We start from the raw sequence: 13,936 nt of genomic DNA, 5'->3' as shown, positions 1-13,936 counted from the left end.
CTGCTGGTCGGCTCTGCTGATCGGGGCGGCTCAGCCGTCGTAGCCGCGGGTGGGGTCGCGCCGATCGTCGTCGTCGTCGCCGCTGCGATAGATGGAGCGGCCCGAGCCGTAGCGGTCGGCGAACCGGTCGTTCCAGGCGGCGAGCAGCTCGGCGTCGGTGGGCTCCTCGGGCTCGCCCCGCCGGCCGCGGCCACGGTCGTCGTCGCCCCGGCCACGCTGGTAGCCGCGCTCGTAGTCGCGGGCGACGTGCTCCGGGACGACCGGGAGGTCGTCGCGGGTGGGGTGCTCGTAGCCCACCTGGTAGGCGGCGTCGTCGTCGGCGGAGGAGGACGAGCCGCGCTGGGAGGCGGCGCCCGAGCTGGCCGCACGCTCCTGGTCTACCTTGGCCTGGCCTGCGGTCTTGTCGTGGCCGAAGCCGAAGATCTCGTCACCGAGGCGCCGGTAGTTGTCCTCGGGCTGGGGGACGAACGGGATCCGCGAGAGGGCCTGGTCCTGACCGGCGTTCTCCATGACGAAGGTGCCGTAGCCGAGAACCCGGCCGGGGATGCTGCGCTCGAACTTCATGTCCGTGACCTTGCCGAGCGGCATCATCCCGACGCGCCGCACGATGAAACCGTCGGCCGACAGCATCCGCTTGTTGGTGGCGATGAACCAGCGCTCGCGCCAGTCGATGTACTGCCACACGCCCCAGCCGACGACCCCGAGGAACACCCACCAGAGGAAGCCCACGAAGGACCGGCTCCCGGCGGGCACGTTGAGGTCGAGGTAGACCACGAGCACGAGCGCGAGCAGGACGATGCCGAGGGGTTTGGCCAGGACGATGATGTGCTGGCGGGTGGCCATGACGACGTCCTCGCCCGAGAGGATCACGCGGGCGCGCACCCGGGGCGGGAGGTAGACGTCGGGACGGTCCATGGCGCCCTACGGGTCAGCGACTGAGCAGCGTGTTGAAGAACCGGCCGAGGCTGGCGACGGCCTGCACGAGGATGTCCCAGATGGTCCGCACGACCTCGGCGGCGCGGTCCGGCTGGGTGAACACCGCGTAGATCAAGAACGCGATGAAGATCCACCACAGGACCTTCTTTACCTTGCTCACCAGTCGTCCTCCTTCACCAGGGCACCATCAGTCACGGGAGCGACCCTCAGTGTCGCAGGTCCGAACGGGTGGTCCCGTAAGGCTGCGGCAGTGCCCTGGTGAGGATTTCATAACGGTAGGTCCGGCTCGCGGCGCCGGTCAGACCACGCCGTAGAGCCGATCGCCCGCGTCGCCGAGACCCGGGACGATGTAGCCCTTGTCGTTGAGCTTCTCGTCGATCGAGCCGAGCACCAGCCGCACCGGGATCCCGATGTCGGCGACCGCCTCCTCGACGGTGGCGATGCCCTCGGGGGCGCCGAGCAGGCAGACGGCCGTGATGTCGTCGGCGCCGAGGTCGCGCAGGAACTCGAACGCCATGATCAGCGTGTGCCCGGTCGCGAGCATCGGGTCGATGACGAAGACCTGGCGCCCGTGCAGGCTCTCGGGGAGGCGGTTGGCGTAGGCGCTGACCTCGAGCGTCTCCTCGTCGCGCACCATCCCGAGGAAGCCGACCTCGGCGCTCGGCAGCAGCCGCACCATGCCCTCGAGCATGCCGAGACCCGCGCGCAGGATGGGGACGATCACCGGCTTGGGGTTGGCCAGCTTGATGCCCGTCGTGGCCGCCACCGGCGTCTCGATCGGGAACGGCTCGGTGCGCACCTCGCGGGTGGCTTCGTAGGCGAGCAGGGTCACCAGCTCCTCGGCGAGCCGCCGGAAGGTCGGGCTGTCCGTGCGCTTGTCGCGCAGATAGGTCAGCTTGTGCTGGATGAGCGGGTGATCGGCGACGTGGACCTGCATGGGGGAAACTTATCCCGTGACGGACGTCGGTGCAGGCCAGGTGGGCAGGCGTTCTGCGATGGGCAGTGCCGCTTCGGTTGGTGCTGGCGTTGCGTCGGAGGGTGTCTCGTCTGAAGGTGTCGCGGCCGATGGTGTAGCGAGCGATGGGGTGGCCAGCGATGGCTTCGCGGTCGACTTCCGAGCCGAGGACTGGATGACCCGAGCGATCGAGCTGGCGGGGCGGTGCGTGGCCTCCGACGACGTGCCCGTCGGGGCGCTCGTCGTCGACGGGGCGGGAGACATCGTCGGGGAGGGGTGGAACGAGCGCGAGGCCAGCCATGACCCGACCGCCCACGCCGAGGTGCTCGCTCTACGCCGGGCGGCGGAGCGGCTGGGGCGCTGGCGGCTCGACGACTGCACCCTCGTGGTGACCCTCGAGCCGTGCGCCATGTGCGCCGGCGCGCTGGTCGCCGCCCGCGTCGGCACCGTGGTGTTCGGCGCGTTCGACCCGAAGGCCGGCGCCTGCGGCTCCGTGTGGGACCTGGTGCGCGACCACCGCGCCAACCACGAGCTCACGGTGGTCCCCGGCGTGCGCGAGCAGGCGGCCCGTGACCTGCTCCTCGATTTCTTCGCCGCCCGCCGGGTCCGGTAAGGTTCTGCGCGGTGGCGTGTCCGAGCGGCCGAAGGAGCACGCCTCGAAAGCGTGTGAGGGGGCAACTCCTCCGTGGGTTCAAATCCCACCGCCACCGCCACGTGATGTCTCAGGACATCCGCAAGGTCCGAGCCCACCACCGTGGGTTCGGACCTTCTTCGTTGTCGGCTGTCTGCGCGGCCCCCCGCCCGACCGACTGGCCTGGTTGGGCAACGCCCTCCGCGTACCGTTCGGACGGATTCACGGCTCAACACGACGATTTTGAACGATCTAACCCCGATGGATCAGTCCGAACGGCACGCCACGCCGCCGCAGACCACTGATCCGAGGCCCGCCGACCCCGCCCCGGTCCGCGCCGACCACCATCTGGCAGCCTGCACGCAGTCGCACCCGACCAGTAGACAGCCCCGCTCACCGACAGCCTCGACCATCGACAGCCCTGACCGCACCCAGTCGAACGGCCACGCCTATGCTGCGGGGATGACTGCCGCGGACTGCCCGTTCTGTGCCATCGCGAGGGGTGAGCTCTCGGCCGAGGTGGTGCTCGAGACCGACGAGCTGATCGGATTCCTCGACGTGCGACCGGTGTTCAAGGGGCACACGCTGATCGTGCCCAGGACGCACGTGGCCACCCTGACCGAGCTGCCCACCGAGCTGATGACACCACTGCTGGAGGCAGGGCAGCGCATGGCCCGGGCGGTGGTGGAGGCGCTCGGTGCGCAGGGGTCGTTCGTCGCGATGAACAACGTTGTCAGCCAGTCGGTCCCGCACCTGCACCTGCACGTGGTCCCGCGGACCAAGGGCGACGGGCTACGCGGATTCTTCTGGCCGCGAACGAAGTACGTCGACGACGCCGAGCGTGCGGACTACGCCGAGCGCCTCCGCGCAGTGCTCTAGCTACGCTCACCCGGCTTGAGGACCACCTTGATGCATCCGTCCTCCTTCTTCTGGAAGGTCTCGTAGGCGCTGGGGGCGTCCTCGAGCGGGAGGTGATGGGTGGCGAGCGACTCGGCGCCGAGCACGTCGTCGTCCTCCTCCAGGATGGCGAGCAGCTCGTCGGTCCACTGCCGCACGTTGGCCTGGCCCATCCGGATGGTGAGGTTCTTGTCGAACATCAGCATCATGTTCATCGGGTCGGCCGCACCGCCGTAGACCCCGACGACGGACACGGTGCCGCCGCGCCGGACGGCATCGAAGCACGCGTGCAGCGCGGCCAGCTGGTCGAAGCCGATGTTCTCGGTCATGGCCCGGGCCAACGGTTTTGGCAGCTTGTTGACCACCGCGAAGGCGGTCTCGGCGACGGGGGAGCCGTGCGCCTCCATGCCGACCGCCTCGATGACGGAGTCGGCGCCACGGCCGCCGGTCATGTCCTTGATGGCGGCGGCGGGGTCCTTGACCTCGCGCAGATCGATGGTCTCGATTCCGAACGAGCGAGCCAGCGCCAGTCGCTCGTCGACCCGGTCTACGGCAATGACTCGTCCTGCCCCTTGACGCAGGGCGGAGCGCGTCGCGAACTGGCCGACCGGCCCCAGGCCGAAGACGGCGACGGTCGAGTCCGGTTGGATGTCAGCGTATTTCGCGGCCTGCCAGCCGGTGGGCAGGATGTCCGACAGATAGAGGTAGCGCTCGTCGGCGCCGTGCTCGGGGACCTTCACCGGGCCGTACTGCGCCTGCGGGACCCGGACCAGCTCGGCCTGACCGCCGGGCACCGCGCCGTAGAGGGAGGTGAAGCCGAACAGCGACGCACCCATGCCCTTTGACCTGACCTGCGTCGTCTCGCACTGCGACTGCTTGCCGATCGTGCACATGAAGCAGTGACCGCACGAGATGTTGAACGGCACCACCACGCGATCGCCGACGCGCAGGTCGCCGGCCTCCGGGCCGACCTCGGTGACCACGCCCATGAACTCGTGCCCCAGGACGTCGCCGGGCTGCAGGTAGGGCCCGAGCACCTTGTAGAGGTGCAGGTCCGAGCCGCAGATCGCCGTCGACGTGACCTGGACGATCGCGTCGTTCGCCGCCTCGATCCGTGGGTCCGGCACGTCCTCGATCGAGACCTTCTCCGTGCCCTGCCAGGTCAGTGCTCTCATGATGTGCTCCTTCGGTGGGTTGCCCGTGGCCATACCCCGACCCAGGTGGTCCAACCGAGGGGGCTACGGGTGCCTACCCAGCACCTGCTCGTAGACCCGGGCGTGCGTCGCGCGGACCTGCGCGAGCTGCGCGCGCCGTGCCTCGCCACGCACGACCGCGTCGCCCCAAGGACACTCGGACCCGGCGACCGAGCGGGCCTCGAGCAGTGCCGCGAGGGCCGCGTCCACGTCCGCGGCGCCGCTGAACGATCGGCGGAACGTGTCGTCGCGATGCTGGTCGGCGATCGCCCCCACACCGGGGACCAGGACGCTCGTGCCGAGGTCCCAGCACATCTCCAACCACCCCGAGTGCGTGCCCGCACGGTAGGGGAGCACCGCCACGTCGAGCCCCGCGACGAACGTGTGGAGCTCGTCGTCGCCCTGGCGTGGACCGACCTGCAGCTCGATCGACCCGTCGGCGGCCAGCTCCTGCACGACCCCCAGCACTCGACGGCGATGGTCGTCGGTGGCGCTCAGCACCTCGTCGTTGAGGCGCACGACGACCTCGCCGTCCAGGTCTGCGCCGGCGGCCGCGAGCGCCGCGAGCCATGGTGTCGGGTCTGTGCCGGCGCGAATCGCCCCGAGGTGCAACCCGATTCGCGGTCGATGCCGGCCGGGCTCTCGCTGCGCCCGGAGAGCATCAGCCCGGGCGAACCACGCCGTCGGCACCACCTGCGGGTGCGGCACGACCTCCGCCTGCACCCCCCAGCTCTGCGCGACGACGTCGGCCGCGGTGTCGGTGAGCGTGAGCACCGCCGCGGCGCGTGGCACCAGCAGGTCAAGCGCGCGGCGGTGGGGTTCCTGGTCCTGCAGGTGCGGGTTCTCCAGGTCGTGCACCGTCTGCACGAGCGGCAGGCCGGCGGCGTCGAGCGCGCCCAACCAGGCCGACAGGTGCTCGGTGGAGAACGACTCGAAGCCGAAGTGCAGGTGCACCAGGTCGATCTCGCTCGCGTGACGGGTGATCCAGTCCGCGTCGACCACGACCGGCGGCCACCAGACGCCGTCGCCCGGCGTCTGCCCCGGCGGCGTCGGGTCAGGCAGCCGCACCTCGTCGGGCAGGATCGCCTCGACGTAGGGGTGACCACTCGGCACGCTCGCTATCCGCATGCTGCCCGACCGTACAGTGGGTGCGTGCCCACACCCGAACCCAGCCCGCGCCACCGCCACTACGGGGCGTTCTACGGGCTGGACCCGCTGCCCGAGGACGACCGCCCGTTCGTCACGGTCATGGGCAACTGCCAGGCCGAGTCGTTGCGCCTGCTGCTGGAGTCCTCGGGCGCGATCCGGTCGGTCCGCGTGCCGCCTGTCTTCGAGATCGAGGCCGACGAGCTGCCCTTGCTGCAGCGGCTGCTCGACCGCACGGACGTCCTGCTGACCCAGCCCGTCCGCGACGGCTACCGCGACCTGCCGCTGGGGTCGGCGGAGCTCGCGGCTCGGGTGGCGCCTGGCGCTCGGACCGTGCACTTCCCGACCATCCGCTACGCCGGGCTGCACCCCTGGCAGGTGGTGCTGCGCGTCCCCGGTGAGGTCGACCCGCCTCCGGTGCCCTACCACGACCTGCGCACCCTGGCCCTGGCCGCCGGCCACGAGGTTCACCAAGGAGCGTTGTCGCGCAAGGGGATCCGCGAGGTCCGCGACAGCTCGGTAGCCATCCTCGCCGAGCGCGAGGAGCGCAGCGACGCCGTCCCGGTGTCCGACCTGCTCGTGCCGGCGGGGGCGGACGCGGCGCACGTCATCAACCACCCGGGCAACCCGGTCCTGGTCGGGCTCGCCCGCCGCGTCGCCGAGCGGTTGGGCCTCGACGCCGAGATCCCCGAGCCCACCGGCACCCTGCTGGACGAGGTGCACGCCCCGCTCCTGCCCGAGGTGCTGGAGGCCCTCGGTCTCGCCGTAGACCCCGTGGCCCACTGGGTCTACCGCGGCGCCGTCCTGCCCGACGAGCAGGTGCGTGAGGTGCAGCTCGACTGGCTGCGCGAGCGGCCGCACGTCGTCGAGTTCGGGCTCGACCGGCACCGCGAGACGGCGCGCCTGCTCGGGATCCGCCCATGACGCCCGCCCTGCTGGTCGCCGGGCCGGCCGAGCACGGGGTGACCCGCTTCGGGCTCGAGCTCGCGGCCACCCCGCCGCTGGACCAGCTGGCGCTGCTGCGTGTGGCGGACGGCGTCGGGGACGACCTGCGGTCGATGGTGCGCTCCGGACCGGGCGGCGAGGAGCCCGCGCTGGTGCACGTGCAGGTGACCGACCGCCTCTTCGGCGACGACGCGGGCACCACCGCCGCCCGTCTCGTAGACCTCGCTCGGCACGTCCCGCTCTCGGTCACCCTGCACGACCTGCCCCAGGAGTCCGACGGCCCAACGGGATTCGCGGCCCGATCAGACGCCTACGCGGCCATCGTGGGAGCGACCCGAGGGGTGGTGGTCAGCAGCGACCATGAGCGCGCCCTGCTCGATGAGGTGCTCGCGCGGCGCGTGGACGACCAGCCGGAGGTGGTGGTCATCCCGCTGCCGATCACCCAGACTGACGCGACCGGGCGCCGCCCGGCACCCCACCCGGCACCTCGCCCCGCACCGACCGACCGCGACCTGGTGCTGCTCGGCTTCGTCTACCCCGGGAAGGGGCACGAGGAGGCCATCGACGCGCTCGAGGCCCTGCCGCCGGACGTGGGGGTGGTCAACCTGGGCCGCGCGTCGGACGGGCACGAGGACCTGGTGGCGCAGCTGACCACGCGGGCCGCGGGACTGGGCCGCCGCTTCGAGGTCACCGGCTACCTGCCGGACGACGAGCTGGTGGGCCGGTTGCGCGCTGCTGCCGTGCCGGTCGCGGCGCACCGGCACCTGTCGGCGTCCGGCTCGATCAACAGCTGGCTCGCCGCCGGTCGCCGTCCGCTGGTGCCCCGAGGGCGCTACACCGAGGAGCTCGAGTCCCGTTGTCCCGGAAGCCTGCTGCTCTACGACGACCTCGCGCTCGCGGCTCGTCGGGCACTGGAGGACCCTGAGTCGACCTGGCTGGACCCAGCCGTGCAGCTCGGTCCGAGCCTTGCCGAGGTGGCGGCGGCCTACGCCGAGGTGCTGGCCCGATGGGCGCGGCCGTGACCGTCTCGGCCGTGGCCGTCTCGGTCGTCGTTGCGCACTACGAGCAGCACGACCTGCTCGCGCTGGTCCTCGACGCGCTGGAGGACCAGGTCGATCTCGACGGCCGACCGGTCGAGCTCGAGGTCGTCGTGGCCGACGATGGATCGGCGCAGCCGCCCGATCCTGGGCATCGTCCCTACGCGGTGCGGGTCGTCAGCCAGGCCGACGAGGGCTTCCGGGCCGCGTCCGTGCGCAACCTCGGGCTGAGCGCGACGACCGGGGGAACCGTGGTGTTCCTCGACGCCGACACGGTGCCTGAGCGAGAGCTCGTCGCGCGTCTGGCGGCCGTGGTCGACGACGGCCCGGTCGGCACCCTCGCGGTCGGTCGGCGCCGGCACGCGGACCTCGAGGCCCACACCCGCGACGAGATCCGCGACTGGCTCGCAGGTCGCGGCCCCGCGCCCCGAGTCCTGGACGAACCGCGTTGGCTGGCAGACGGATACACGCAGACGCGCAACCTGCGCGACGCCGACGAACGGTCCTACCGGTTCGTCATCAGTGCGGTCCTCGCGGCCCCCAGGTCGCTGCTGGACCGCATCGGCGGGTTCGACGCGACCATGTCGGGCTACGGCGGAGAGGACTGGGACCTCGCCAACCGGGCCTGGCTCGCCGGCGCCGACCTGCGCCACGTCCCGGAGGCCGTGGCCTGGCACGCCGGACCGGACGTCGAGGGGCGCGGGGAGCCGGACGCGGTCGCGCGCAAGAACGCCGAGTCCCTCGCCCTCGCGCTGCGGATCGCCGACCCGCTGGCCCGACCGCTCGGCCCGGCCTGGCCGTTCCCGCGGCTGGTGGCGCTGGTCGAGGCGGCCGGGGTGCCGGCACCGCTCCTGCTGGCGACGGTGGCCTCGGTGCTGGCCGGGCGCGACGCCGCGGTCTACCTGCAGGGGCTGGAGCCGAGCGACCAGAGCAACCCCCGCGACGAGCTCCCCGAGCCAGTGCGCACCGACCCGCGCGTCCACCTCGGTGCGGTGCCGGACCAGGTCCGGGCCCGCTGCCACCAGGTGCTGCGGCTGGTGCAGCCCGCAGTCCTGGCGGCGTGGCCGCAGGCCGACGACCTGGGCGCCGTCACGGTGCCCGGGCTGCTCACGCTCACGACGACCCGCGGCCAGGCTCGCGCCACCGAGCGCCCGGAGGCGACGACCGCGGCTGCCCTCGGGGTGCGGCCCCTTGGACCCGACAGCGCGCTCGAAGGGATCTGGGGCGGCTGGGCCTGATCCGCACCGAGTGGGATCGAGCCGCGTCGAGAGAGTTGAACCGAGCCGAGCAGGCTCGAACCGGCTCGACCGGTAGCCACCAGGGTCTACGAGGTGGCGGTCCAGGGCATGGGGACGGGACGCGGCGGAAGGAGAACGCACGTGAGCACGCCACCGACCACCCCTGGCGGCCGGCCATGAGCGCGGACACCGACGTCGAGGGCACCCCCGTGCGGGGGTCCCGCGTGACGGGCGGCCAGGTCGCCGACGCCGACTTCGAGTCGGTCTACCGCGCCGACCCCGACCCGTTCCGGGTGGGCACGAGCGCCTACGAGCAACGCAAGCAGCGGATCGTGCTGGCCTCGCTGGCGCGGGAGCGCTACACCTCGGTGTGGGACGCTGCGAGCGGCACGGGTCACCTGGCCCGGCAGCTGGCGCGCCGCTCGACGCGGCTGCTCGCCACCGACGCGGCCCCGACCGCTGTCCGCCTCACCAAGCAGCTGCTGCTCGAGACGTCGGGTCAGCCGGACCATCACGGCGCCGAGAGCCGCACGGCGGTGCTGCGGCTGCCGGCGCAACCGGACGGCATGTTCGACCTGGTCGTGCTGGCCGAGGTCCTCTACTACCTGCCGGACGCCGACCGCCAGGCGACGCTGGCTGCGGCCAGCGAGGTAGCGGCGCCGGACGCCGAGGTCGTCGTGGTGCACTGGCGGCACCATCCGCACGACGCGCACGTCTCGGGGGCGGACGCCACGATGGAGGCCGTAGCCTCCCTGATCGCCATGGGCTGGCGTCCCTCCTGCCAGCACCAGGACACCGACTTCGTCACAGCGCACCTCGTGCGCGGGGAGCTGGCCGTGCCGCGGCCGGTCACCGCGTGACGGGCCGCCTCACGTCGGTCGTCGCCTGGCCCGTGCCGCTGGCGACCGTCGGGCCGGCTCCGGACCGTCCGGCCCTGCTGCGCGAGCTCGCCCACCGTCCCTGGGCCGAGCTCGACTGGCCAGACCTGCTCGACGAGCTCCGCGCGCTCGGGCGCACCGACGTCCCGCTCGGCCGCCTCGTCGAGGGGCACGCCGACGCGCTGCGCATCCTGGCCCAGGCCGGGCGCACGCCGGTGGGCGATGCGGTCTACGGCGTGTGGGCGTCCCGCTCGCACGCGACGGGTGTGCGTGCCGAGCCCGTAGACCAGAGCTGGCACCTCACGGGCACCCTGCGGTTCGCCTCGGGCGTGGGCCTGATCGACCGCGCCCTCGTGCCCGTCTGGCTCGACGAGCAGCGCCACCAGCTGCTGGATCTCGACGTCGGCGACTGGGCCGGCGACCCGGACTCCTGGCGGACGCGGGCGATGGTCGACTCGCTCAGCCTCACCGTCGCCGTGGACGCGACGGCACCGCGATCGGCAGCGGTGGCAGACACCGGGTTCTATCTCGACCGGCCCGGTTTCTTCCCCGGTGGCGTCGGAGTGGCGGCGGTCTGGGCCGGCGGCGCGGCTCGGGTCGTAGATCTCGCGCTCGCCTCCTGCGCGGGGCCGCACGACGGGCCGGTGCGGCTGGCCCGTTGGGGGCGTATCCGAGTCGAGCTGGCCTGTGCTGCCGCACTTCTCGACGCGGCGGGGCGGGAGCTGGCACAGCGGGAGCTGTTGGAGCGGGAGCTGACGGACTCGTCGGCCGACCCGTCGACCGACCCCACCGGGCAGGCGCTCTCGACCGAGGTGCGCGCCGGCGTGGCGCGGTCCGTGCGCGCGGTGCTGGACGAGGTGCGCGCCCTCGCCGGGCCGGCCGGACTGGCCTACGACGAGCAGCTGACACGGGCCGTCGACGACCTGGGCCTGTATGTCGCACAACAGAATCGTGACTCCGACGAGCCCTGGCTGGGTGGCGGTCTCGCTGGCGAGCGCGACTCAGGCACGAGAACCACCAGACCAGCCACCAAACCTGGCGGCCGACCATGAGGATCGCCCTGGTCGCGCACGGCCACCACCCGATCGTGGAGCCGTACGCCGGGGGACTCGAGAGCTTCACCGGCCACCTGAGCCAGGGGCTGCGGTCGCGGGGGCATCACGTCGTGCTCTACGCGGCCGAGGGCACGAGCCACGCCCTGGCCGACGAGCTGGTGACGTTCGAGCGCTCGCCGGCCCACCTCGGTGAGCGGCTGCCGCTGCGCGTGCCCGGCGCGCCCGACCTGGTCGACCGGTCCGAGACGCTGGCCTATCTCGGCGTCGTCTCCGACATCGCGGACCGCGGTCGCGGGATCGACGTCGTCGTCAACCACACCCTGCAGCCCACGGTCCTGGCCCTGAGCCGAGGCCTGGGGCCGGGCATGGTCGTCGGCCTGCACACGCCCGCCCTGCACCCGGTGCTCGCCGCGGCTGCGCTCGCGGACCCGCGCACGGTCTACACCGCGGTGTCGGCAGCGACGGCGCAGGCCTGGGCGACGCTGCCCTCGCCGCCGCGGGTGATCCGCAACGGCGTCGACCCGGCGCTGTTCCGGGCGGGGCCGGGTGGGGACCGGCTGGTCTGGGTCGGTCGGATGACCCCCGAGAAGGGGCCGGAGCTGGCGATCGCCGCCGCCCGGCGAGCGGGTCTGCCCCTGGACCTGATCGGCCCGATCAGCGCACCGGGCTGGTTCGCGCGGGTGATCGCGCCGCGCCTCGGCCCCGACGTGCGGCACCTCGGGCCGCTCGACCAGCAGTCCGCGGCCAAGGTCGTCGGCGCGAGCTCGGTGTGCCTGGTGACGCCGCGCTGGGAGGAGCCGTTCGGGCTGGTGGCCGCCGAGGCGCTGATGTGCGGCACTCCCGTCGTGACGCTCGATCGCGGCGGTGTGGGCGAGGTCGTCGGACTCTCCGGCGTGCGCGTCCCGTGCTCCGACGCCGCGGACCACTCCGGAGCCGAGGCCGAGGTGGCGGCTGCGCTCGCGCGGGCCATCCCGGCGGCCGCTCGGATGGATCGGTCGGGGGTGCGCGCCGACGCGCTACGACGGCTGTCGCTGGACCGGATGCTCGACCAGCACGAGGAGCTCTACGCCGAGGTGGCCGGCAGGCGCCAGCGGCCGTCGGTGTGGACGACCAGCCCCTCGCGCTCGAAGGCGGCCAGCCAGCCCTCCATCGGCCACACGCCCCAGCGCTGATGAAACACCGTCGCGTTGCGGACGATGTCCGCGACGTGCTCGCGCGGCGGGTCCGAGACGGGGTGGTGCTGGTGGTAGGCGTCCGCGCCGCCGACCCAGACGAGGTCGATCCCGCGCTCGCGCGCCGTGAAGCCGAGGTCCGTGTCCTCGCCCCCATAGCCCGTGTAGTCCTCGCAGAAGCCTCCGAGGCGCCGCCAGGTCCGTGGGGTGACGGCGAACGACAACGACCAGAACAGCCGCGGGTCGCCGCCGGTCTCGACGGTCCCGTCCGGCGGGGCCGGCCGCGCCGGATGCGGTGAGCGCCAGGCCTCGAGGTCCGCGGGGTCCGGCCGGCCCGCGTCCGGCGGCAGGTAGGTGACCGGTCCGCACAGCAGGCTGTCCGGATGGGTGCGCGCCGCCTGCTCGTAGCGCTCGAGCAGCCGCGCCCCCGGCAGACAGTCGACGTCGAGCAGCACGACCAGGTCCGCGCCGCCGTCGATCGCCGCGGCGACCCCGGCGTTGCGTGCCGCGGCGAGGGGGAGGGCCGCACCCTCGGGCACGTCGAGGTAGATCGTGGCGTCGATCTGCGGGTCGCCCATCGACACGATGACGTGCCGGGTCCCGGGCCGGACGTGCTCGAGGTGTCGGCGCTGGGCGCTCAGGTGGTCGTGCCGACCCGCCACGACGGTGACCACGGTGGTGCTGGTCACCGGCCCACCGCCTCGATCGCTCGGGCCGCTCGCGCGGTGGCCCCGTCGGCGCGCAACAGGTCCCACCGATCCTCGCGAGCCGCGGCCTCCTCGAGGACGGCACCCCAGTCGGTGGGCCAGCTGCGGCGGACCGTGGCGATGCCTCGGCGCTCGAGCACGTCTGCCGTGGCGTGCTGCTCGTCGTGCGGTCTCGACTGCGGCAGCACGACGGCCGGCCGGTGCGCGGCGGCCACGTCGGCGATCGCGTTCTGCCCGGCGTGCGTGACCACGACGTCCGCGGCCAGCAGCTCGGGCCACAGGTCCTCGACCCAGACGCCGTCGCCGCCGACGGTCTTCCACTCCCAGCCGGGTGTGCTGCGCCGGGCGTTGTCGATGTCGTCCTGCGTCACCTCGGTGCCGCCGGCTCCCATGACCAGCAACACCTTTCGTCTTGGTGTCGCTGAACCCTGGCTTTCGGCAGGCGCTCTCACTGAGTCTGGCGGCTGACCGGTCGACGGTTGGGCGCTGGCGCGGCGCTCGTAGGAGCTGACCACGCCGACGAAATCGGTTCTGTCACTGTGGGGTTCGAGCCAGGCCGGGACACAGAGCTCCTCCGGCCAGAAGGCGAGCAGCCTGGTGGACAGGCTCATCCCCAGCTGGTGCGGCGCGTCGGTGCGATCGCCCGGCATCACCACGCTGCACACCGGGACGCCGAGCAGTCGCACCAGCGCGGTGACCTCGACCGACACGTCGACCACCACGACGCGCGGCCTGGCCTCGCGGACCCACGCCGCGATCATCGCCATCCGTTCGGAGTAGCCCGCACTGTCCAGCGGCGCCCAGTGCAGGCTGCCGGTCGCCCGGGGGTCTCGGCCGGGCGCCACGTCGTCGTCGCGGGGGAGCAGCAGGCGCTGGGTGCCGGTGTCGGGGCCGGGCAGGGAGGACAGGATGACGACGTCGTCGTGCAGCTCGGTCGCCAGGCTCTCGGCCCGGCGAGAGTGCCCGCTGCCATGGTGATGCGCGTAGTAGCCGATCATGAAGCCGCCCTTCGGGCCGCAGCCCAGTCGCCACCGATCGCGACAGGAGGGACCGGGTCGACGGCTTACCTACCCGCACAAGGGCCCGGCGAGACGGGTGGGTGCCGTCTCGCCGGGCCCGTGGTTCGGCGGGTGCCGGACATTCAGG

At 72.8% G+C, this 13,936-nt stretch carries 15 protein-coding genes and 1 tRNA gene; 9 read left to right on the top strand and 7 right to left on the bottom strand.

The annotated features are described in order from the left end of the window. Positions 1–30: 30 nt before the first annotated feature. The 3 genes from MM440_RS01355 to upp all read right to left on the bottom strand — a co-directional run bounded on the left by MM440_RS01355 (position 31) and on the right by upp (position 1,873). The gene (locus MM440_RS01355) at positions 31–915 is read right to left on the bottom strand and encodes a PH domain-containing protein (protein ID WP_241441404.1); all 885 of its coding nucleotides are present in this window, start codon (positions 913–915) and stop codon (positions 31–33) included. A 13-nt stretch (positions 916–928) separates the two neighbouring features. Next, positions 929–1,096 carry a hypothetical protein gene (locus MM440_RS01350; RefSeq protein WP_241441403.1) on the bottom strand — a complete coding sequence of 56 codons (168 nt, stop codon included), beginning with the start codon at positions 1,094–1,096 and terminating at the stop codon, positions 929–931. Between the two features lie 138 nt (positions 1,097–1,234). Continuing rightward, positions 1,235–1,873: a uracil phosphoribosyltransferase gene (gene upp, locus MM440_RS01345; RefSeq protein WP_241441402.1), complete on the bottom strand. Its 639-nt coding sequence runs from the start codon at positions 1,871–1,873 to the stop codon at positions 1,235–1,237. A 148-nt stretch (positions 1,874–2,021) separates the two neighbouring features. Here upp and tadA point away from each other — a divergent pair, with 148 nt between their 5' ends. The 3 genes from tadA (at position 2,022) to MM440_RS01330 (ending at position 3,401) form a co-directional block, all read left to right on the top strand. Further along, positions 2,022–2,504 carry a tRNA adenosine(34) deaminase TadA gene (gene tadA, locus MM440_RS01340; RefSeq protein WP_284284779.1) on the top strand — a complete coding sequence of 161 codons (483 nt, stop codon included), beginning with the start codon at positions 2,022–2,024 and terminating at the stop codon, positions 2,502–2,504. Between the two features lie 10 nt (positions 2,505–2,514). After that, positions 2,515–2,604: transfer RNA gene (locus tag MM440_RS01335), tRNA-Ser, on the top strand. A gap of 380 nt (positions 2,605–2,984) precedes the next feature. After that, the gene (locus MM440_RS01330; protein WP_241441400.1) at positions 2,985–3,401 is read left to right on the top strand and encodes an HIT family protein; all 417 of its coding nucleotides are present in this window, start codon (positions 2,985–2,987) and stop codon (positions 3,399–3,401) included. On the opposite strand, the gene MM440_RS01325 is transcribed toward MM440_RS01330, so the two are convergent. Both MM440_RS01325 and MM440_RS01320 read right to left on the bottom strand, forming a co-directional pair. Continuing rightward, on the bottom strand, positions 3,398–4,594 hold the full coding sequence (locus MM440_RS01325; protein ID WP_241441399.1) for a zinc-dependent alcohol dehydrogenase: 1,197 nt from the start codon (positions 4,592–4,594) through the stop codon (positions 3,398–3,400). The genes MM440_RS01330 and MM440_RS01325 overlap by 4 nt on opposite strands. Before the next feature lie 63 nt (positions 4,595–4,657). Further along, positions 4,658–5,740 (bottom strand): glycosyltransferase, encoded by a 1,083-nt coding sequence (locus tag MM440_RS01320; protein ID WP_241441398.1) that lies wholly within the window; start codon positions 5,738–5,740, stop codon positions 4,658–4,660. 24 nt (positions 5,741–5,764) lie between these two features. On the opposite strand from MM440_RS01320, the gene MM440_RS01315 reads away from it, so the two are divergent. The 6 genes from MM440_RS01315 to MM440_RS01290 all read left to right on the top strand — a co-directional run bounded on the left by MM440_RS01315 (position 5,765) and on the right by MM440_RS01290 (position 12,083). Then, a complete protein-coding gene (locus tag MM440_RS01315) occupies positions 5,765–6,682 on the top strand; it encodes a WcbI family polysaccharide biosynthesis putative acetyltransferase (protein ID WP_241441397.1) in 918 nt (305 codons plus the stop codon). Next, positions 6,679–7,725 (top strand): glycosyltransferase family protein, encoded by a 1,047-nt coding sequence (locus tag MM440_RS01310; RefSeq protein ID WP_241441396.1) that lies wholly within the window; start codon positions 6,679–6,681, stop codon positions 7,723–7,725. The genes MM440_RS01315 and MM440_RS01310 overlap by 4 nt, the downstream gene beginning before the upstream one ends. Continuing rightward, positions 7,710–8,978 carry a glycosyltransferase gene (locus MM440_RS01305; RefSeq protein WP_241441395.1) on the top strand — a complete coding sequence of 423 codons (1,269 nt, stop codon included), beginning with the start codon at positions 7,710–7,712 and terminating at the stop codon, positions 8,976–8,978. Before MM440_RS01310 ends, MM440_RS01305 begins: the two co-directional genes overlap by 16 nt. A 176-nt stretch (positions 8,979–9,154) precedes the next feature. Beyond that, entirely contained in the window at positions 9,155–9,838 is a 684-nt protein-coding gene (locus MM440_RS01300; RefSeq protein ID WP_241441394.1) for a class I SAM-dependent methyltransferase, read from the top strand. Beyond that, positions 9,835–10,908, top strand: a complete 1,074-nt coding sequence (locus tag MM440_RS01295; RefSeq protein ID WP_241441393.1) for a hypothetical protein — start codon at positions 9,835–9,837, stop codon at positions 10,906–10,908. Before MM440_RS01300 ends, MM440_RS01295 begins: the two co-directional genes overlap by 4 nt. Continuing rightward, positions 10,905–12,083: a glycosyltransferase gene (locus MM440_RS01290; RefSeq protein ID WP_241441392.1), complete on the top strand. Its 1,179-nt coding sequence runs from the start codon at positions 10,905–10,907 to the stop codon at positions 12,081–12,083. Before MM440_RS01295 ends, MM440_RS01290 begins: the two co-directional genes overlap by 4 nt. On the opposite strand, the gene MM440_RS01285 is transcribed toward MM440_RS01290, so the two are convergent. Next, complete coding sequence (locus MM440_RS01285; protein WP_241441391.1) at positions 11,975–12,772, bottom strand: glycosyltransferase family 2 protein; 798 nt, start codon at positions 12,770–12,772, stop codon at positions 11,975–11,977. The two genes, MM440_RS01290 and MM440_RS01285, sit on opposite strands and share 109 nt — an antisense overlap. Continuing rightward, the gene (locus MM440_RS01280) at positions 12,769–13,788 is read right to left on the bottom strand and encodes a glycosyltransferase (protein WP_241441390.1); all 1,020 of its coding nucleotides are present in this window, start codon (positions 13,786–13,788) and stop codon (positions 12,769–12,771) included. The genes MM440_RS01285 and MM440_RS01280 overlap by 4 nt, the downstream gene beginning before the upstream one ends. Positions 13,789–13,936 lie beyond the last annotated feature (148 nt).

This window comes from Arsenicicoccus piscis (assembly GCF_022568835.1).
Lineage (GTDB): Bacteria > Actinomycetota > Actinomycetes > Actinomycetales > Dermatophilaceae > Arsenicicoccus > Arsenicicoccus piscis.
The sequence above is the reverse complement of the archived record's forward strand: the minus strand, read 5'-3'. Positions and strand labels throughout refer to the sequence as shown.

Excerpts from the sequence above, each read along its gene's own strand:
- MM440_RS01330 (WP_241441400.1), top strand. The coding sequence starts at position 2,985 with ATGACTGCCGCGGACTGCCCGTTCTGTGCCATCGCGAGGGGTGAGCTC.
- MM440_RS01300 (WP_241441394.1), top strand. The coding sequence starts at position 9,155 with ATGAGCGCGGACACCGACGTCGAGGGCACCCCCGTGCGGGGGTCCCGC.
- MM440_RS01320 (WP_241441398.1), bottom strand. The coding sequence starts at position 5,740 with ATGCGGATAGCGAGCGTGCCGAGTGGTCACCCCTACGTCGAGGCGATC.
- MM440_RS01305 (WP_241441395.1), top strand. The coding sequence starts at position 7,710 with ATGGGCGCGGCCGTGACCGTCTCGGCCGTGGCCGTCTCGGTCGTCGTT.
- MM440_RS01280 (WP_241441390.1), bottom strand. The coding sequence starts at position 13,788 with ATGATCGGCTACTACGCGCATCACCATGGCAGCGGGCACTCTCGCCGG.
- MM440_RS01290 (WP_241441392.1), top strand. The coding sequence starts at position 10,905 with ATGAGGATCGCCCTGGTCGCGCACGGCCACCACCCGATCGTGGAGCCG.
- MM440_RS01310 (WP_241441396.1), top strand. The coding sequence starts at position 6,679 with ATGACGCCCGCCCTGCTGGTCGCCGGGCCGGCCGAGCACGGGGTGACC.
- MM440_RS01325 (WP_241441399.1), bottom strand. The coding sequence starts at position 4,594 with ATGAGAGCACTGACCTGGCAGGGCACGGAGAAGGTCTCGATCGAGGAC.
- MM440_RS01355 (WP_241441404.1), bottom strand. The coding sequence starts at position 915 with ATGGACCGTCCCGACGTCTACCTCCCGCCCCGGGTGCGCGCCCGCGTG.
- upp (WP_241441402.1), bottom strand. The coding sequence starts at position 1,873 with ATGCAGGTCCACGTCGCCGATCACCCGCTCATCCAGCACAAGCTGACC.